Source organism: Luteimonas aquatica (assembly GCF_022662575.1).
In the GTDB taxonomy this organism is placed as follows: Bacteria; Pseudomonadota; Gammaproteobacteria; order Xanthomonadales; family Xanthomonadaceae; genus Luteimonas; species Luteimonas aquatica.
Genome location: NZ_JALBFU010000001.1, coordinates 655,684 through 674,320 on the forward strand (window position 1 = coordinate 655,684; position 18,637 = coordinate 674,320).

16 protein-coding genes are annotated in these 18,637 nt (G+C 69.9%); 7 read left to right on the plus strand and 9 right to left on the minus strand.

Annotated features, from left to right (window positions below; all coding sequences use genetic code 11):
• The 5 genes from lpdA (at nucleotide 1) to MD221_RS03100 (ending at nucleotide 4,074) form a co-directional block, all read left to right on the plus strand.
• The gene (lpdA, locus tag MD221_RS03080; RefSeq protein WP_242107740.1) at nucleotides 1-1,437 is read left to right on the plus strand and encodes a dihydrolipoyl dehydrogenase; all 1,437 of its coding nucleotides are present in this window, start codon (nucleotides 1-3) and stop codon (nucleotides 1,435-1,437) included.
• A 161-nt stretch (nucleotides 1,438-1,598) separates the two neighbouring features.
• Nucleotides 1,599-2,192: an LOG family protein gene (locus MD221_RS03085; RefSeq protein WP_242107741.1), complete on the plus strand. Its 594-nt coding sequence runs from the start codon at nucleotides 1,599-1,601 to the stop codon at nucleotides 2,190-2,192.
• A 123-nt stretch (nucleotides 2,193-2,315) separates the two neighbouring features.
• Nucleotides 2,316-2,609 (plus strand): GIY-YIG nuclease family protein, encoded by a 294-nt coding sequence (locus tag MD221_RS03090; protein WP_242107742.1) that lies wholly within the window; start codon nucleotides 2,316-2,318, stop codon nucleotides 2,607-2,609.
• 7 nt (nucleotides 2,610-2,616) lie between these two features.
• On the plus strand, nucleotides 2,617-3,648 hold the full coding sequence (locus MD221_RS03095) for an acrylyl-CoA reductase family protein (protein WP_425602188.1): 1,032 nt from the start codon (nucleotides 2,617-2,619) through the stop codon (nucleotides 3,646-3,648).
• Nucleotides 3,649-3,711: 63 nt separating this feature from the next.
• On the plus strand, nucleotides 3,712-4,074 hold the full coding sequence (locus tag MD221_RS03100) for a response regulator (RefSeq protein ID WP_242107744.1): 363 nt from the start codon (nucleotides 3,712-3,714) through the stop codon (nucleotides 4,072-4,074).
• Between the two features lie 31 nt (nucleotides 4,075-4,105).
• Here the strand turns inward: MD221_RS03100 and MD221_RS03105 are convergent, their stop codons facing one another.
• A complete protein-coding gene (locus MD221_RS03105) occupies nucleotides 4,106-4,996 on the minus strand; it encodes a DnaJ C-terminal domain-containing protein (RefSeq protein ID WP_242107746.1) in 891 nt (296 codons plus the stop codon).
• Nucleotides 4,997-5,115: 119 nt separating this feature from the next.
• A complete protein-coding gene (locus tag MD221_RS03110) occupies nucleotides 5,116-5,562 on the minus strand; it encodes an Hsp20/alpha crystallin family protein (protein ID WP_242107748.1) in 447 nt (148 codons plus the stop codon).
• Between the two features lie 162 nt (nucleotides 5,563-5,724).
• Between MD221_RS03110 and MD221_RS03115 the strand changes: the two genes are divergently transcribed.
• A complete protein-coding gene (locus MD221_RS03115) occupies nucleotides 5,725-6,204 on the plus strand; it encodes a peroxiredoxin (protein ID WP_242107749.1) in 480 nt (159 codons plus the stop codon).
• Between the two features lie 198 nt (nucleotides 6,205-6,402).
• Here MD221_RS03115 and MD221_RS03120 read toward each other — a convergent pair whose 3' ends face one another.
• Together MD221_RS03120 and MD221_RS03125 are read right to left on the minus strand one after the other, a co-directional pair.
• Nucleotides 6,403-7,116: a hypothetical protein gene (locus MD221_RS03120; RefSeq protein WP_242107750.1), complete on the minus strand. Its 714-nt coding sequence runs from the start codon at nucleotides 7,114-7,116 to the stop codon at nucleotides 6,403-6,405.
• Nucleotides 7,113-7,517, minus strand: a complete 405-nt coding sequence (locus MD221_RS03125) for a VOC family protein (protein ID WP_242107751.1) — start codon at nucleotides 7,515-7,517, stop codon at nucleotides 7,113-7,115. Before MD221_RS03125 ends, MD221_RS03120 begins: the two co-directional genes overlap by 4 nt.
• A 227-nt stretch (nucleotides 7,518-7,744) precedes the next feature.
• On the opposite strand from MD221_RS03125, the gene MD221_RS03130 reads away from it, so the two are divergent.
• Nucleotides 7,745-8,461, plus strand: a complete 717-nt coding sequence (locus tag MD221_RS03130; RefSeq protein ID WP_242107752.1) for a DUF2306 domain-containing protein — start codon at nucleotides 7,745-7,747, stop codon at nucleotides 8,459-8,461.
• Nucleotides 8,462-8,473: 12 nt separating this feature from the next.
• On the opposite strand, the gene pbpC is transcribed toward MD221_RS03130, so the two are convergent.
• From pbpC to MD221_RS03155, 5 genes are all read right to left on the minus strand, one after another.
• Complete coding sequence (pbpC, locus tag MD221_RS03135; RefSeq protein WP_242107753.1) at nucleotides 8,474-10,873, minus strand: penicillin-binding protein 1C; 2,400 nt, start codon at nucleotides 10,871-10,873, stop codon at nucleotides 8,474-8,476.
• An 8-nt stretch (nucleotides 10,874-10,881) separates the two neighbouring features.
• Complete coding sequence (locus MD221_RS03140) at nucleotides 10,882-11,589, minus strand: aspartate/glutamate racemase family protein (RefSeq protein WP_242107754.1); 708 nt, start codon at nucleotides 11,587-11,589, stop codon at nucleotides 10,882-10,884.
• Between the two features lie 12 nt (nucleotides 11,590-11,601).
• Nucleotides 11,602-16,548, minus strand: coding sequence for an alpha-2-macroglobulin family protein (locus tag MD221_RS03145; protein ID WP_242107756.1), 4,947 nt, complete (start codon nucleotides 16,546-16,548; stop codon nucleotides 11,602-11,604).
• A gap of 184 nt (nucleotides 16,549-16,732) precedes the next feature.
• Entirely contained in the window at nucleotides 16,733-18,049 is a 1,317-nt protein-coding gene (locus tag MD221_RS03150; RefSeq protein ID WP_242107758.1) for a peptidoglycan-binding domain-containing protein, read from the minus strand.
• 95 nt (nucleotides 18,050-18,144) lie between these two features.
• Nucleotides 18,145-18,597, minus strand: a complete 453-nt coding sequence (locus MD221_RS03155; protein WP_242107759.1) for a hypothetical protein — start codon at nucleotides 18,595-18,597, stop codon at nucleotides 18,145-18,147.
• Nucleotides 18,598-18,637 lie beyond the last annotated feature (40 nt).

Here is an 18,637-nt window from a genome sequence, read left to right on the forward strand (position 1 = left end):
ATGGCCGAACAATTCGACGTGATCGTCATCGGCGCCGGTCCCGCCGGCTACCACGCCGCCATCCGCGCCGCGCAGCTGGGCATGAAGACCGCCTGCATCGACGCCGCGCTCGGCAAGGACGGCAAGCCGGCCCTGGGCGGCACCTGCCTGCGCGTGGGCTGCATCCCCTCCAAGGCGCTGCTCGACAGCTCGCGCCAGTACTGGAACCTGCAGCACCTGTTCGGCGAGCACGGCATCAGCGTCAAGGACGCCAAGATCGACATCGGCGCCATGGTCGGCCGCAAGGACAAGATCGTGAAGCAGTTCACCGGCGGCATCGCGATGCTGTTCAAGGCGAACAAGGTCACTCCGTATTACGGGTTCGGCCAGCTGCAGCCGGGCAACATCGTCAAGGTCAAGCAGCACGACGGCACCGAGGTCGAGCTCAAGGGCACCAACGTCATCCTGGCCGCCGGCTCGGACTCGATCGAGCTGCCGTTCGCCAAGTTCGACGGCGAGGCGATCGTCGACAACGTCGGGGCGCTCGACTTCACCGAGGTCCCCAAGCGCCTGGGCGTGATCGGCGCCGGCGTGATCGGCCTGGAGCTGGGCAGCGTGTGGAAGCGCCTGGGCAGCGAGGTCACCGTGCTCGAGGCCCTGCCCGACTTCCTGGCCGCCGCCGACGCCGAGGTCGCCAAGACCGCCGCGCGCGAGTTCAAGAAGCAGGGCCTGGACATCCGCCTGGGTGCCAAGGTCAGCAAGACCGAGGTCAAGGGCAAGGGCAAGAACAAGACGGTGGAAGTCACCTACACCGACGCCGAGGGCGAGAAGACACTCACCGTCGACAAGCTGCTGGTCGCCGTCGGCCGCCGCGCCGCCAGCAAGGGCCTGCTGGCCGAGGGCACCGGCGTGAAGCTCAACGAGCGCGGCGTGATCGAGGTGGACGAGCATTGCCACACCGGCGTCGACGGCGTCTGGGCCGTGGGCGATTGCGTGCGCGGCCCGATGCTGGCGCACAAGGGCTTCGAGGAAGGCATCGCCGTGGCCGAGCTGATCGCCGGCCTGCCCGGCCACGTCAACTACGACACCATTCCGTGGGTGATCTACACCGAGCCGGAAATCGCCTGGGTCGGCAAGACCGAGCAGCAGCTCAAGGCCGAGGGCGTGGCGTACAAGACCGGCAGCTTCCCCTTCGCCGCGCTCGGCCGCGCCGTGGCGATGGCCGAACCGGCCGGCTTCGTGAAGGTGATCGCGGACGCGGAAACCGATCGCGTGCTCGGCCTGCACCTGGTCGGCGTCGGCGTCTCGGAGCTGGTGCACGAGGGCGTGCTGACCATGGAGTTCAAGGGCTCCGCCGACGACCTCGCCCGCATCTGCCATGCCCACCCCACCCTGTCCGAGTCGATCCACGACGCGGCGATGGCGGTGGACAAGCGGGCGATCCACAAGGCGAACTGAAGTTCGCCTTGTGGATGACAAAGTTCGCTTTGCGAACTTTGTCTGTCAACGCTGATGCCATCCCCGCCCATCGCGCCTTCGGTGCGATCGCCCCCGACCTGGGGGTTTGGGCACCCAGCCGCATCGCCAGAATTCCGGTAAAAAAACAGCACATCGGACGTATGCGCGCAATTTGTGTCTACTGCGGTTCCAACGCCGGCAACAAGCCGGTCTATGCCGAGCGCGCGATGGCGCTGGGCCAGCGCATCGCCATGGAAAAGCTGGCGCTGGTCTACGGCGGCGGCAACGTCGGCCTGATGGGCATCGTCGCCGATGCGGTGCTGGAAGCCGGCGGCGAGGCGATCGGCGTCATCCCCGAGCAGCTGGTCAACTGGGAGGTCGCGCACCGCGGCCTGAGCAGGCTCGAGATCGTCGGCTCCATGCACGAGCGAAAGGCGCGCATGTTCGACCTGGCCGACGCCTTCGTCGCCCTGCCCGGCGGCTTCGGCACGCTCGACGAGATGTTCGAGATGCTGACCTGGCGCCAGCTCGGCCTCGGCCAGAAGCCCTGCGCGTTCCTGGACGTGGACGGCTTCTACGCGCCGCTGATGTCGATGATCGACCGCATGGTCGAGGAACGCTTCCTGCACCCCGACCAGCGCAGCGATCTCTGGCATGGCGCCGACCTCGACGCGCTGTTCGCCTGGATGCGCGACTACAGCCCCGCGCATGCCGACAAGTGGATGGACGAGAAGCGGCGCAAGGACTTGCGCTAGGAATTCGCCTACGGCGGCCTGCGTAAAGCCGCCACCCGAATTTACGCCGTCGTCCCAGCGGCAGCTGGGACCCATTTTTGCTTCCATACCCTGGTACCGGGGATGGAAGCGGAATGGAAACCGATGCGTGAACGACTTCCTGCCGTCTATCTGCTTGCCAGCAAACCACGCGGCACCCTTTATGTCGGTGTAACCTCAGACTTGGCCAGACGCGTGACAGCGCACAAAGCCTGCCCGTCAGATGCTTTTACCCGAAAATATAGCGTTCATACCCTGGTCTGGTACGAAACTCATGACGACATGCGATCGGCCATCATCAGGGAAAAAAGAATCAAGGCCTGGAAACGGCTATGGAAGATCGCATTGATCGAGAATGCGAATCCGGATTGGCGGGACTTGTCCATGGAGATTCTCTAGAATCGAAATGGGTCCCAGCCTTCGCTGGGACGACGAGAGCCACGACATGACGATTCCGGGGAGTTTTCGCGCGTTCCGCATCCACAGCGACGACGCCGGCTATCGCAGCGGCATCGAGGAGCTCTCGCTCGACGATCTCGCCCCGGGCGAAATCGTCGTCAAGACCGCGCACTCCTCCGTCAACTTCAAGGACGCGCTGGCCGGCACCGGCAAGGGCAAGATCCTGCGCAGCTTCCCGCTGGTCGGCGGCATCGACGTGGCCGGCCATGTCGTGGCCTCCACCGACAAGGCCTTCAAGGAAGGCGACGCGGTGCTCGCCACCGGCTCCGGCCTCAGCGAGACGCGCGACGGCGGCTATTCGGAATACGCGCGCCTGGAAGCGCGCTGGGCGATTCCGCTGCCGGCCGGCCTGAGCCTCCGCGAGAGCATGATCCTGGGCACCGCCGGCTTCACCGCCGCCCTGGCCCTGCTGCGCATGCGCGAGAACCGGCAGACGCCCGGCCTCGGGCCGCTGGCCGTGACCGGCGCCAGCGGCGGGGTCGGCTCGCTCGCGCTCGACATCTTCAGCAGCGCCGGCTTCGAGGTGCACGCGATCAGCGGCAAGCCCGAACACGCCGACTACCTGACGGCGATCGGCGCCAGCGCCGTGCTCGGCCGCGACGCGCTCGCCACCACGCGGCCGATGGACACCGCCCGCTTCGGCGGCGGCCTGGACAACGTCGGCGGCGCCATGCTGGCCAGCCTGCTGGCGCAGACCGCGCCCTACGGCAACGTCGCCAGCGCCGGCCTCGCCGCCAGCCACGATCTGCCGACCACGGTGATGCCCTTCATCATCCGCGGCGTCTCGCTGCTGGGCGTGGCCTCGGCCGGCACCGCGCGCGACATCCGCGAGGAGGTCTGGCGCCGCCTGGCCTCGGACTGGAAGCCGCGCCATCTCGAGCGCATCTGCACCCGCGAGGCGAGGCTGGCGGACCTGCCCGAGATCTTCGAGACGATGCTCGCCGGCGGCTCGATCGGACGGACCCTGGTCACGTTCTAGCGCGGCGCGCTTGCCCCGGGCACGGCCATGGCTACAATCGGGGCGCACTCTTCGGGGAGTCCCATGGCGCGTATCCTGATCGTCGACGATTCGCCGTCGCAATTGATGGGCATCCGCCGCATCGTCGAGAAGCTCGGGCACCAGGCCCTGACGGCGGAGGACGGCGCGGCGGGCGTGGAGCTGGCGCAGCGCGAACTGCCCGACCTGATCCTGATGGACGTGGTGATGCCCAACCTCAACGGGTTCCAGGCCACCCGCTCGATCACCCGCGACACCCGCACCGCGCACATCCCGATCGTCCTGGTCACCACCAAGGACCAGGACACCGACCGCGTCTGGGGCCTGCGCCAGGGCGCCAAGGCCTACCTCACCAAGCCCTTCAGCGATACGGAGCTGGCGAAGGTCATCGCCGAGCTGATCGGCTGAGGCCGCAGCACCACCTGCCCGCGGACGGTCGTCAGCTCTTGGCGAACGCCTCGGCGAGCTTGCGATAGGCCTCGCGCTGCGCGTCGCTGCGCGCCTTGGGCGCCTCCACTTCCAACTCGACGATCTGGTCGCCCGCCGGCATGCCGCCGCTGCCCGGCAGGCCGCGACCGCGCAGGCGCAGCTTGCGCCCGGCCTCCGAATCGGCGGGAATCTTCAGCTCCACCTTCCCGCCCAGCGTCGGCACGCTGATGGCCGCGCCCAGCGCGGCCTCCCACGGCGCCACCGGCAGGGTGTAGATGATGTTGCGCCCGTCCACCTCGAACTGCGGATGGGCGGCGTACTCGATCTCCAGCAGCAGGTCGCCGTGCTCGCCCTGCCCGGCCAGGCGGATCGACTGCCCGGGACGGATGCCCTTGGGAATGCGCACGTCCAGGGCCTTGCCGTTCACGCTGATGCGCACGCTCGAGCCGTCGTGGATGGCCTCCAGGGGAACGGCCAGCTTCGCGCGCGTATGCCCGCGCGGCGTCGGCCGGTGCGCATGGCCGGCGCCGAAACCGCCGCGCCCGAACAGGCCTTCGAAGAAATCGCTGAACCCGCCGTTGGCGCCGCCCGCGCCGCTGGCGAAGATCTCGTCGAAATCGTATCCGGGGACGCCGGCGCCGCCGAAGCCGCCGGGCGTCTCGTGCACCTCGTCGCCAGGCCGGTAGCCGCGTGCGCGCAGCTGGTCGTAGGCCGCGCGCTTCTGCGGATCGCGCAGCGCCTCGTAGGCCTCGTTGACCGCCTTGAACTGTTCCTCCGCCCCCGCTTCCTTGCTCACGTCCGGATGGTATTTGCGCGCCAGCCTGCGGTAGGCCGTCTTGATCTCGGCCTCGCCCGCGTTCGGCTCCACGCCCAGCGTCTGGTAGTAGTCTTTGAATTGCATGCTCGCCCTCAAACGCCCAACCCGCGGCCGTCCGGCCGCGGGTCGAGGATATACCCGGATTGTCGGAAAACCGCCATCGCGGCGCATCCCGGTGCCGCGGGCTCATGCCCGCGACGGGGTCACTGCACGGTCGGCGACCCTACCGCGATGCGGCGCGGCGCCACTTCCGCCTTCTTCGGGATCACGATCTCCAGCACGCCGTTGCGGCCGCTGGCCGAGATGCGCTCGGCATCGGCGCTCTCGGGCAGCGCGAAACGGCGATGGAAGCGCCCGTGGCGACGCTCCGCTCGCGCGAAGCGCTCGTTCTCGGCCGCCTGCTCGGCGCTGCGTTCGCCGCGGATCGAGAGGATGTTCTTGTCCATCTGGATCTCGATCTCCCGCGGATCGACGCCGGGCAGGTCCGCTCGGATGACGAAACGCCCGGCCTCCTCCTTGATGTCGACGCCGGGCACCCACGGCGCGTCCGCGGCGGCGGCTTCGCCGTCGCCGAAGCGGCCGAAAGCGTATTTGATCTCGTTGTGCAGCGCGGCCGGCAGCGGCCACTGGCGATAACGGACGATACTCATGATGCTGACTCCAATGGGGTGACTTGACGGTTGTGTGCGGAACGGCGGCATGGCGCCGCCATGCCAGCGAAATAGGCCCGCCCGCGATGATTTCAAGCCGCCTTGACATCCCCGGACGCCGCCCCGACTACACTGTGTTCACCCTTCCGACGGGACTTTCCCATGGCCATCCAGACCGGCGACCGCATACCCGAGGCAAAACTGCAGCGCATCGGCGAAGGCGTCGAGATCATCGACACGCCCACGCTGTTCAACGACAAGAAGGTGGTGCTGTTCGCCGTGCCGGGCGCGTTCACGCCCACCTGCTCGGAACGCCATTTGCCGGGCTACATCGAACGCTTCGACGACTTCCGCGCCAAGGGCATCGAGGTCGCGTGCATGGCCGTCAACGATCCCTTCGTCATGCAGGCCTGGGGCCGCAGCCAGCAGGCGCCGGAGGGATTGCTGATGCTGGCCGACGGCAACGGCGAATTCGCGCGCCTGCTCGGCCTGGAAATGGACGCCAGCGCCTACGGCATGGGCACGCGCGCCAAGCGCTTCTCGCTGTACGCCGAGGACGGCGTGGTGAAGCTGCTCAACGTCGAGGCGCCCGGCGAGTTCCGCGTGTCCTCGGCCGACTATCTGCTGCAGCAGCTGGCCTGACTCCGCCTTGGCAGATCCGTATCGGCATGTCGCGTTCCGGCATGTGCCGATACGGACCTAGGATATGCCCGGTCATCGGATCGCGCCGAGCTGATAGGTGATGCCCGGCGACAGCGAGGTGGTCCGCATGTCCGTCGGGGCTTCCGACGCCCGGCAGTTTTTCGCACTGTCCTCGCAGGCGCACGACACATATCGCCTTCAAGTATCGAACCGCAAGGATCCTTGGACGGCCTGGCCGCCTTCGTATCGGCACATCCACCACCTGTCCGCCGCCAGCTGTTCGAAGTGAATCACCGCCCTGTCCGGATATGCCGGAAACAGGAAGGCCACCTGCTCCGCCTGGAGCCGCGCGATCTCTTCATGAAACCTTATTAGGCCGGGCCTTTGCGCCTCGCCTTCCAGGAACAGCCGCATCCGCTCCTCGAACCGACCGAAATCCGAAACGAGCTCCGCCACGCTTGCCAGCAGCGCCTCGCTCGGCGGCGGCGCTTCGTTCGCCGCGTTCCATTCCGCGGCGATCCTCACCTCGAGATCGCATCCCTGCAAACGCGTGCTCCAGGCCTCGTCGTCCTCGTCGAGCACCCAGGAACCTGCTTCCGCCGACAGCGGCGCGCCCGCGGCCTGCGGGCGCCTGCGCGCAGCCGATTCGCGCCGTCTTGCTGCGGCGAATGCCTCGTCGGCCGACAGGTTGCCCTCGACCGTGGCGATGTACCACCCCACCATCGCCAGCAGCACCAGGCTGATCGTCGAGAAAAAGCCGAAGCCAAGGAAATGGACGGACGCGAGAAACGCCAGCGCCGCCCCTGCCAGGACCGGCAGCGCTTTTCTCCTGTCAATCTTTGCCTGTTCTTTCGGACTCAAGCGCGACATATTCCATACTCGTGCCAAGGCATCGGATTTCGCGGCACTCACGCGCCCTTGTTCTTGTCGTCCCAGAGCATCGGCTCCCACAGTTCGACCTTGTTGCCGTCCGGATCCATGATCCAGGCGAACTTGCCGTTCTCGTGCGACTCCGGGCCGCCGACGATCGCGATATCGGCCGCGCGCAGCTGCGCGAGCATTTCGTCGAGGCCGTCCACGCGGTAGTTGATCATGAAGGACGAGTCGCTCGGGCTGAACCATTGGCTGTCCCTGTCGGCGAGATGCCATACGGTGAGCCCTCCGTCCTCGGCCTTGTCGTCCGGCCAGCGCAGCACGGCGCCGCCGAAGACCTCCAGCTGCAGGCCCAGGTGTTTCTGGTACCACGCCGCCAACGCGGCGCTGTCGCCCTTGCACTTCAGGAAGACGCCGCCGATCCCGGTAATCTTTGCCACGAAAGCCCCCGATTCGTGCATCGCCCGACGCGCCGAGCGCCAGGCGGGAATGGCGACGACTTTGCTCCCGACCGGGGGCGAGCGTCAATCGCATTCCCGCGGGTACGGACGGCGCAGGGTCGCCGTGGTTTCGAGCATCGACCAGCCCGTTGCGGGATCGAGCGGCGCGATTCGATCCCGCGATCCTCCCGGTGTATCCTCCGGCCAGGCAGGAGCCCGAGGCGCTCATGGATCACGCAACCCGGAATGCCGCCCTCACCGGCCGCGGACGCATCGCCCGACGCATCGGCTGGATCGTCGTCTCGCTCCTGATCGCCGCGATCAGCATCGAATTCCTGCTGACCGTGTACGGCAAGTACCACGATCCGGCCCCCGGCGGCGCCTACGCCATGTTCTGGTCGCGGCGAGGCTGGCTGTGGACCCACCTTGCCGGCGGCGTGCTGGCCATCGTCCTGGGCCCGCTGCAGTTCCTGACGCGCAAGCAGAAGACCTATCCGCGCCTGCATCGCTGGATGGGGCGCGTCTACATGGTCGGCATCCTGATCGCCTGCACGGGCGCCACCGGACTGATCGCCACCTCGCAGGCGCCTCTGGGCATCCGCGCCGCCTTCGCCTCCACCGCGCTGGCATGGCTGACGACGGCGCTGGCCGCCCTGATCGCGATCCGCCAAGGCCGGGTGTCCGCGCACCGGCGCTGGATGATCCGCAACTATCTGGTCACGCTCTCGCCGATCACCTTCCGTATTTTCCTGCAGGCCCATCTGGCGACGGGATCACCGCCCTCGCCGGCCATGGTGGCGCTGCTGCTGTGGATGAGCTGGCTGCTTCCGCTGCTGATCTACGAAGCGGGCCATCGCGTCGCCGGCCTGAGGCGCGCGGCGTCCGCGCGTCGAACCCGCATCGCCACGCACGCCGCACCGCGTCTTGACGCAGGGGCCGCCTGAGGCTGGCGCCGGTCATTCCAGCACGCGGAACCTCACGCTGCTCCACGCCCCGCTATCGGCCAGCGCCGTCAACGTATGCGTGCCGGTTTCCGGAAACTCCCGGACCAGCGGCCGCGCGCCCTCGGTCTCGCCGATCCAGCGCCCGTCCAGCAGCCATTGCACGCGCGCGCCGGTGCCGAGCGCGCGCAGCGCCAGGCGCACCGCCCGCGCGCTGCCGGGAGCGCGGACCAGCGTCGCGTTGTCGTTGACGCCGTCGATGCGCAGTTCCTCCGCCGCGCCGCGGCCATCGTCCATGCAATCGACGGCCAGCAGCGGCAGGCGCGAGGCCTGCCGCGTCGCGGCCGGCAGCCAGGGCGAGGCCAGCGCGGGCCAGCGGGCGATCTCGCGCGCAACGCGGGCATGCGGCAGCGAACAGGCCGCCGACAGGCGCTCGCCGCTGGCCGGGTCGGCCTCGAAGCGTTCCACGCCCGCGCTCCACAGGCGGGCACCGCGTTCGGCGAAGGTGGGCGGCACCGTGCCGTTGAGGGTCCAGGCCCGCATCCGGCGCTGGCACAGCGCCGAGGACTGCGCATCGGCGGCAGTGCCGAGCGGCCAGCAGATCTCCGCCTCGGCCACGCCCGCGGGCGGCGGGCGCGGCGCGTTGTCGCCGCGGGTTCGCGGCAGGCTGTCGACCGTTTCGAACAGCAGCGGCAAGGCCGTGACCGCGCCGTACTGGCCCGGCAGCGGCGTGCCGTCCGGGCGGCCGACCCAGACGCCGACCGTGTAGCGGCGCGTGCCGCCGATGGCCCAGGCGTCGCGGAAGCCGTAGCTGGTGCCGGTCTTCCAGGCCACGCGCGGGCGGTTGCCGCGATCGAAGGTGTCCTCGCGTTCGCCGGGCCGCGGATTGGCTTCCAGCATCGTGCGCACGATCCAGGCCGCGCCGGGCGACAACAGGCGCCGGTCGATGTTCGGGTCCTGCGGCGTGTAGCGCACGCGCCCGGCGGCGCCGTCGCGGTTGAACGCGGCGTAGGCGCCGACCAGGTCCTCGAGGCGCGCGCCGGTGCCGCCGAGGATCAGCGACAGGTTCGGCTGCGCGCCGCGCGGATACTTCAAGGCGATGCCGGCGTTGTCCAGGCGCGCGGAGAAGCGCGCGGGACCGACGCGGTCGAGCAGGTCCACCGCCGGGATGTTGAGCGACAGCCGCAGCGCCTGCGCCGCGCCCAACGGGCCGTTGAAGGCGGTGTCGAAGTTGCCCGGACGATAGCCGCCGAAGGACTGCGGCGCGTCCACCAGCAGGCTTTCGGAATGGATCAGTCCGTCGTCGATCGCCAGCCCGTAGAGGAAGGGCTTGAGCGTGGAGCCGGGCGAGCGCCAGGCCTGCACCATGTCGACGTGGCCGAGCCGCGCCTTGTCGCCGAAGGTCACCGAGCCGACGTAGGCGCGCGCCTCCATGCTGGCGTTGTCCACCACCAGCAGCGCCGCCGAGGTGCGCGGCGGCAGGTTGGAGAAGTAGCTGGTGACGCGCTCCTCGAGCGTACGCTGCAGCGAGGCGTCGATGGTGGAGACGATGCGGTCGGCGCCGCGATGCGCGGTGCGCAGCCTTTGCGCCAGCAGCGCCGCCGACAAGGGCGCGCGCAGCTGCCGCGACACCACCGGCTCGATCCTGGCGTCCTCGACCTGCGCCCTGCTCCACAGCCCGAGCTCGGCCATGCGCTCGAGCACCTTGTCGCGCGCGGCGCGCGCGGCCTCGGGTTCGCGGTCGGGACGGCGGCGGCTGGGCGCCTGCGGCAGCACCACCAGCAGCGCGGCCTCGGCGTGCGAGAGCTTCGCGGCCGGCTTGCCCAGATACGCCCAGCTGGCCGCCTCCACGCCTTCGATGGTGCCGCCGAAAGGCGCGCGCTCCAGGTACAGGTCGAGGATCTCGCGCTTGGACAGGTGCGCCTCCAGCTGCAGCGCGCGCAGCATCTGCCGCAGCTTGCGCCACGGCGAGCGGGTGCCGCCCGGACCGTCGAGGATGCGCGCCACCTGCATGGTCAGCGTCGAGCCGCCGGACACGATCCGGCCACTGCGCAGCCATTGCCCGCCCGCGCGGAGCAAGGCCACCGGGTTGATCCCGGGATGGCGCCAGAACCAGCGGTCCTCGTAGTTGAGCAGCACCTGCAGGTACAGCGGCGAGATGCGCCGCGCGTCGGTGGGATAGCGCCAGACGCCGTCGGCATCGGCGAAGGCGCGCAGCGGCGTGCCGTCGCGGGCCACCACCAGCACGCTGGTGTCGCGCTTCTTCGGCAACGGCGGCGGGAAGGCGAGATCGAGCAGCAGCAGCGCCAGCAAGGCCGCGGCCGCGGTCCAGCGCAGCCACCACAGCGGCGAGCGGCCGCGTACGGCGCGGCGGAGCCGGCCGATCGCCGTCGCGACGGAAGCCTGCGCCCGCATCGCAGGCGCTAGGCGGACGCGCCGCGCTCGCGCGTGGCGCGCCGCAGCGCGGCCCGCGCCAGCAGGCGCGTCGAATCGAGCGTGGGCAGCGGCGAATTCGTGTCGTCCAGGATCAGCGGGATTTCGGTGCAGCCGAGCACCACCGCGTCGCAGCCCGCCTCGCGCATGCGCGCGACGACCGCCTGGAAATAGGCGACCGATTCCGGCTTGAACACGCCGTACACCAGCTCGTCCATGATGATGCGGCCGATTTCATCCCGCTCGTCGGCCTGCGGACGCAGATACGCCAGCCCGCGCGCGGCCAACTGCTCCGGATAGACCTCGCTGTCGACCAGCCAGCGCGTCCCGGTCAGCCCCAGGCGCCGGAAGCCGCGCGACTGCGCCGTCTCGGCGACCACCTCGGCGATGTGCAGCCAGGGCAAGGGCGAGCGCGCCAGGATCGCCGGCAAGGCGGCGTGGATGGTGTTGTCCGGGCAGATCAGGAAATCGGCGCCGGCGCGCGCCAGCCGCGCCGCCGAATCCAGCATCAGATCGCCCACGCCGTCCCAGTCGCCCCGCTCCAGGCAGGCCACGTAGTCGGCCAGCGAGGGCGTGTGCATCGACACTTCCGGATGCGCATGCGGGCCGAGCAGCGCCGCGCCCTCCGCGCAGATCGTGCGGTAGCAGAGCGCGGCGCCCTCCGCCGAGCAGGCGACGATGCCGATATGCGAAGGCATGCGTTTGGCGGCCTAGGGCTGCACTACCGTGAGCGTGGCCGGCGCGGACCTGCCCACGCCGCGCAGTTGCGGCCGGTACATGTCCTCCACCAGCGGCGGCGGCACGGTGTAGGTGCCCGGGGTGACGGCGCGCGCCAGGTAGAACACGCGCGCCTTGTCGCCGGCCGAGAGCTTCAGCGCGGCCACGTAGCGGTCGTCGCGGTACTCCTCGTGCCGCACCTCGGCCGCGCCGGCGCGGTCGGTGATCTCGATGCCGTTGACCACCACGCCCGCCCATTGCTTCTCGTCGCCCAGATTGAAGTTCTCGATCTCCATGCCCGCGGGCAGCAGGTCGGTGAGCAGCGCGTCCGGCATGTCGCCGTCGGCGGTGATCGTGAGGCCGACGATCAGCGCCTCGCCTTCCTTCAGCGGCCGCGGCGTCCACTCCTTGCCGTCGACGCCGTACAGCTTGCGCTCGACCTTGATCTGGCTGAAGTCGGGCTCGGGGGCGCTGCGCGGCACGCCGGCGATCTCCAGGCTGGCGTACAGCGGCGGCGTGCCCTTGGGATCGAAGCGCACGCCCTGCGCCAGCGTGTCGTAGTCGAACATGCGGCCGACGGCCTTCGCCGCGGCGGCGTTCTCCTGATTGCCGCCGACCTGCCAGCTGCCTTCCACCTGCTTGTCCTGGGCGGCCATCAGCCCCTTGCCCAGGCGCGCCAGCGCCACCTGTTCCTGCGTGCTCAGGTACAGCCAGCCGCTCTTGCGGCGCACGTCGAGCTCGCGGCCGAGATCGATCACGCGCGCGTCGTATGCCGGCTTGGCATAGCCGCGCTCGTGGGTGAGCGCGATCATCAGCGCGCCGTCGCGCAGCGGGCTGCCGTAGTCGCCGAGATAGCCCGGCCGGTCGCCCTTGAACGCGAACCCCTCGTCGATCGCCTTCTGCCCGCGCGCCTTGTCGCCTTGCAGCGCCAGCGCCAGGCCCAGGTGCACCAGCGGCAGGCCGGTGAGCGCGCGCTTGCGCTCGTTGTCGTAGAGCGAACGCAGCGTGCCGAGCGGCGCGCGGTTGACCCGGGCCAGCGCGTAGCCGGCGTGGGCCTGGTAGGCGAACTTCAGGTGTTCGCGGTGGTCCTGGCCGTAGAACTCGTTGCCGCCGGCCAGCAGGTCCTCGCTCAGGCGCTGCAACGCCTTCTGCAGCACGCTGTCGGGCACCTGGAAGCCGCCCTCTCGCGCATCGAGCAGGAACTCGACGATGTACGGGGTCAGCGCGGGATTGACGTAGCCGTCATCGCCCCACATCGAGAAGTGCCCGGAACTGACCTGCATCGACGCCAGCCGGCCGAGCGCGCCCTCCATGCGCGCGCGGCGCTTGGCGGCGTCGAGCCCGGTCACGCCGAGCATCTTCGCGGTGGCCGGATCGAGCTCGAGCGCGGCGTAGCCCTTGCTGGTGGTCTGCTCGGCGCAGCCGTAGGGATAGTCCAGCGCGCCCTGCAGCGCACTGGCGAACGGGATCGGCGGCAGCGCGCTCACCGTCATGCGCGCGTTGACCGAGCCGGGCATCAATCCGTCCGCGAAGCCGGCGTCGAGCGAGACCGCGGCCAGCGCGTCGAGCACCTGGGTGCGCGCGCGCAGCACGCCCGGCCAGGCCGGACGCACCGGCAGGTCGTAGCGGCGATCGACCTTGAAGCCGTTGCCCTCCACGCGCACGCGCACGTTGGCGGTGCTGTAGCCCTCCCTGGCCGTCACCGGGAAGCTGAGCGTGGTCTTGGCTTCCTTGGCGATGCTGGCGCTGCGCGCCCCGGAATCACCAATCGCCACCGGGCCGAGGGCGTCCAGCTGCACCTTGAACTCGCCCGGCTTGCCGGTGAAGTTGGTCAGGTCGAGCGTGACCATGCTGCGGTCGCCCGGCGCCAGGATGCGCGGCATGCTGGCCTCGGCCACGATCGGCGCGCGCACCACGGTCTCCGCGTCGCGGTTGCCGTACTGCTCGCCGGAGAACACCAGCGCCGACACGCGCAGGGTGCCGTTGAAGTCGGGCACCGGCAGCTGCACGCGGGCATTGCCCTTGGCGTCCAGGCGCACCGGGCCGGAGAACAGGTCCACGGTCTGCACCCGCGCGGTCGGGCGCTTGGCCTGCGGCAGCGCGTCGAGCGCCATGTCGCCGCCGAAGCGCAGCTTGGCGATGCTGCCTTCGAAACTCTCGATCACGCGCCCGTAGATGTCGTACGCGTCCACTCCCAGGCGGCGCTGGGCGAAGAAGTGCGCGTTGGCGTCGGGCACCGGGAAGCGGGTGATGTTGAGGATGCCGACGTCGACCGCCGAAACGGTGGCATAGGCCTCCTTGCCGGCCAGCGCCGGCGCGCTGATGGTCACCGCCATCGGCTGCTCGGGACGCATCTGCTCGGGCGCGACCAGGCCGACGGCGACCCGGCGCGCGCGCCGGTCCATCGGCACCCAGGCCACGCCCACCGCGCGCGCCGGGGTGATCTTGCTCGGCACGCTGCCGCCGCGGAACACCAGCGCGGTGACGTAGACGTCGTGGCGCTCCCAGTCCTGCGTCACCGGGATCTCGAACGTCGATCCCTTCGCGCCGACGTCGATGTCCTGCACGTACAGCAGCTTGTCGCTCTCCACCAGCAGCACGCCGCGGCCGGCGTGCGGCGGGGTCACCGTCGCCTTGAGGACGTCGCCGGCCTTGTAGCCGGTCTTGTCGAGCGACAGCTTGACCTTGTCCGGGCGCGCGTCGAGGCCGCGGTTGTCGTCGTCCCAGCTCCAGCCGGCGCGGAAGGGATAGCGCATGGTCAGCTTGGTGGCCGGATCGAACACCTCGACGCGGTACTCGCCCCATTCCACCGGGAAGTCGAAGCGCGCCGCGGTAGCGCCGGCGTCGACGCTGCGGGTCTCGACGTTCTCGAAGCGGCGGGTGAAATCGTATTTCCAGCCGTCGCCGTCCTCGTAGTTCCAGTGGTAGTCGCGGTGCTCGCGCACCAGGGTCACCTTCAGGCCCTGCGCCGGCCGCGGCTTGCCGTCGCTGCCCACGCGCATCAGCTCGAAACGCGCGGTGGCGTTGGCGTCGCTGCCATCCTTGTCGTTGAACAGCGGGCGCACGCCGACCAGGGCGTCGGCCGGCCACAGCACGCGCTTGAGCGAGCGGTTGACGCTGCGTCCGCCGGTCTCGAACAGGCTGCCCGACACGATCGCGGCCACCGGCGTCACCGGTTTGACCTCCTCGGGCAGGGCAATGTCCTGCGACAGCTTGCCCTGCGCGTCGAGCTTCTCGTCGACGACGTCCTTGGCCTCCTTCGGCAGCTCCACGGTGGGGTCGCCGAAGAAATAGCCGGGCAGCTTCTCCAGCGGATGCTGCTCCACCGCCACCGCCAGCTTGGCGGTGAAGCGGTTCTGCGCCGCCGGCGCGCCGTACAGGTAGGCGCCGATGGCGCGCAGGCGCAGCGGTTCGCCCGGCGCGAGCACGGCGTCGGCCGCGTCCAGGTCCAGCTTCATGCGCTCGGGCAGGAACTCCTCGATGCGCAGGGTCATGCCCTGCACCGCCTCCTTGCTGGCCGGATCGGTGCGGAACTCGATCTGCCAGCGCCCGGTGGGCGCGTCGACGGGAATGGTCTTCTCGAACTTGAAATAGCCCAGCGCGCCGGGATCGACGCGGCTGTCCAGGAAGGTCTTGCCGTCCGGCTGCTTCAGGCGCACGAACAAGGGCTGGGCACGCTTGCCCTTCGCGGCCACGGGCTTGCCGTCGTTGTCGCGGAACAGCGCCGAGACGCGCACCGTTTCGCCGGGCCGGTACAGGTCGCGCCCCGACCAGGCGAACACGTCGAACCAGGCCGATTCGCGCCCGGCCACCGAGAACTCGGACAGGTCCAGCGCCGGCTGGTTGAACGGCAGGAAGGTGACATCCTTGCCGCGGGTGGCGATGAGCACGTGCCCGGACTGCAGCGTGTACTCGAGCAGCGCGTTGCCGTTGCCGTCGGTCTGGCCCTTGAGGAAGGTCTCGCCCTTGGCGTCGAGCACGCGCAGCTCGGCGTTGCCGATCGCCGCGCCGCCCTGCAGCGAGGCGGTGTGCACGAACAATTTGTCCTTGTAGGCGCGCGCGTGCAGGCCGATGTCGCTGACGGTGAAGAAGGCGGTGTCGTATTCGTTCTTGAACTGCCCGGGCCGGCGCATCACGGCGAAGTACAGGCCGGGTTCCTGCAGCTCGGCGATATCCTGCACCGGCAGGTAGGTCAGCACGCGCTCGTTGCGCTTGCCGTCGAGCACGAAGCGGTTGCTGTACACCGACTTGGCCAGCTTCGACAGCGGCTTGTACTGCTTGCCTTCGCCGTCGTCGTAGTCGCGCTCCAGGTCCCAGCCGTCGCGGCGCCCGCCGCGCTGGTACTGGCTGAAGAACTGCGGCAGCGACTTCTCGTCCAGGCGCAGGAACTCGACGTCGACCTCGTCGACGTTCACCGCCACCACCGGCAGGCCGCGCGACTCCTTGGCCGGCAGCACGCTGCCCTGCGAGGCGAAGCCGACCGCGGGATCGAGCTCGCCGGTGAACACCTTCTCCTCGACCTGCCTGCCGAGCTTGCTGCCGTCGGCGGCGGTGAGATCGCCGGAGATGCGCAGGGTGTAGGTCTTGTTGGCTTCCACGAACGGGAAGCGCAGCACCTTGCCGTCCTTGTCCAGCGACCAGCTGCTCTTCTCGCCCACCGGCTCGGCGAAGCTGATCAGCTTGTCGAAATCCTGGGTGCCGACCAGCGGCCGCGAGAATTCCAGCGCGATGGCCAGCGCATCGTTGGCCTGGTCCGGATAGGCGCGCACCAGCGCGAAGCCCTTGACCTCGGCCCGCTCGGCCTTGACGACCTCGCCGCTGACCGCCGGCAGTTGCCCTTGCTCGCTGCGCTTGCAGGCCGGCAGCCACAGCAGGGCCAGCGACAGCAATGCCGCAGCGACCCCGCGCGCAGCGGCGCCCTTCCGCGTCCTCATCCTCATGCGCATCTCCTGATGTTGCGCACGAGTATAGACCGCGATGCCGCGACGCTCCGCGCACGGCGAGCGCATCGGCGGGCGAAGATCCAGCCGCGCGAGATTCGGCGGCGCGAGCCCGTCCCGGGGCGCCCGGCTTGCCCGCCCCCGCTCGCCTGCTCCCGTGGAACGGGACTTGGCCGAGCGCGGCCTAGCGGAACAGGCCCTTACGATGGCTGCGCTGGTCGCGTTCCTGGTCGCGCTCCCGCTGATCCCGGTCGCGCTCCCGGTCGCGGGCATCCTGGCGCGCCTGCTCCCTGGCGTCGTCGCGCCGTTCCTGGTCGCGCCGCTGTTGCTGCTGCATGTCCTGGCGCCGCTCCAGTTCCTGGGTCTGGATCTGCTTCTGGGTCTGTTCCTGCAGGTGGCGCTGCTCCTCCGAGAGCTTGTGCTGCTCCAGCTGCAGGCTGCTCCTCTCCAGCGGCTGCGCGCCGGCGGGCTTGAGGTCCATGCGGATGCGCTGGGCCTCCTCCTCCTGCGGCTTGCCCTGGATGGCGACGGCGCTGCCGCCGCCTGCGTCCAGCGAGACGTGGTCGATCTGGCGCATGCCGCGCAGCTTCGCCTCCGCAACCAAGGCCGCCGCGGCGTTGCGACGCTCCTCGGCGCTGGCGAAGGTGCCGGCATCGAGTTTCTCCAGCCCGGCCAGTGCCTGCCGGTACAGGGCGTGGTCCGGATGGTCCGGGTTGGACACCAGCGGCTGCCGCTCGGCCTTGTGCAGCGCGGACAGGGTCTGCGCCTCGGCGATGCCGTCGGCGCGCAGGCCGTGCTCGCGCTGGAACGATTCCAGGGCCTCGCGGGTGCGCTCGCCGAACACGCCGTCGACCCGCAGCGGCGCGCCGCGCGCGTCGAGATAGCCCAGCCCGTGCAGCGCGGTCTGGATTTCGATCACCCCCGGGCCGCGGTCGCCGGCCTCGACGATGCGCTGCGCCTGCAGGGCGGCGATCGCCACCGCGATCGGCAGCCCCGACGGCTTGGCCTTGATCAGCGGCGCCAGGCCGGCGCGGCGCAGGCGCTTGGTCATGCCCGGGTACACGTCCGGCGAGATCACGCCGGCCTCGATGTCCTCCAGGTAGCGCTGCAGCTGGCCGGCGTCCAGCTCCATCTCGACATGGTCGGGCGAGGTCTTGGCGTTGCCGGCGCCGGCGCCCCATTGCCTGCCGAGCGGCTCGCCGTAATCGACGGCCTCGCCCTCGGACACGGCGAAGCTGCGCGGGTCCATGTGCAGGACCCGGCCCAGCAGGCGCCCGTCGGTGCCGGGCGAATCGTAGAGTTCGACGGCGCCGTAGTCGCCGACGTGGTGGACGTGGCCGGCGACCGGAGAAGGCACGTAGACGGCCCCGGGGGCGTCCTTGGCGAGCACGAAGCTCTTGCGGGTCCAGGTCCCGTCCGCGGGCGCGCCCGCGGCCTCGTCCGTTGCGTCCGTCTCGTCCTGTTGCGCCTGGAGGGACTCCAGGATCCTGTACTTGCTCATTCGCTGGGCATCGCTGCACGGGTGGCGACAGCATGCTGCCGCCCCCCGCGCGCCCGATCAAGTCCGGGCGGGCCGATCGGCCCTTAGATCGGCCCTTACTTGCCGGCCTTCCAGCTCACCCGCAGCTTGCCGCCGGCGAAGGACGCCGACTCGCCCTTGCCGTTCACCTTCGCGCCCTTCAGCTCCACGCGCAGCGTGTAAGGCGTCCCCTGCACCGGCAATTCGCGCGAATTGGAGAAACCGCGCGCACCCGCCTGCGAGGCGAGGATCCGCGAAGCATCCCCGTCGCGCCCGCCGCCGACCAGGTTCGGCGCGGCCGCGGTCAGCGGACGGCGCACCACTTCCAGGCTCCAGCCCGCGTCCGCCTGGCCTGCGCGCCGCTCCTTGCGGATCGCCAGCATCAGGCCGGGCGTGAGATCGCGCATGTACAGCGTGCGCGCATCGGTGAGATCGATCGCGATCCAGTCGTCGCCCTGCTCGAAGGCCTGCGCCGGCGCCACCGCCATCCAGCACGCCAGTCCCAACAGCATCCCCATCAAGTACTTCATTGCGTCCCCCTTCCGTTTCGGTCCAATGTGATGAAACCTC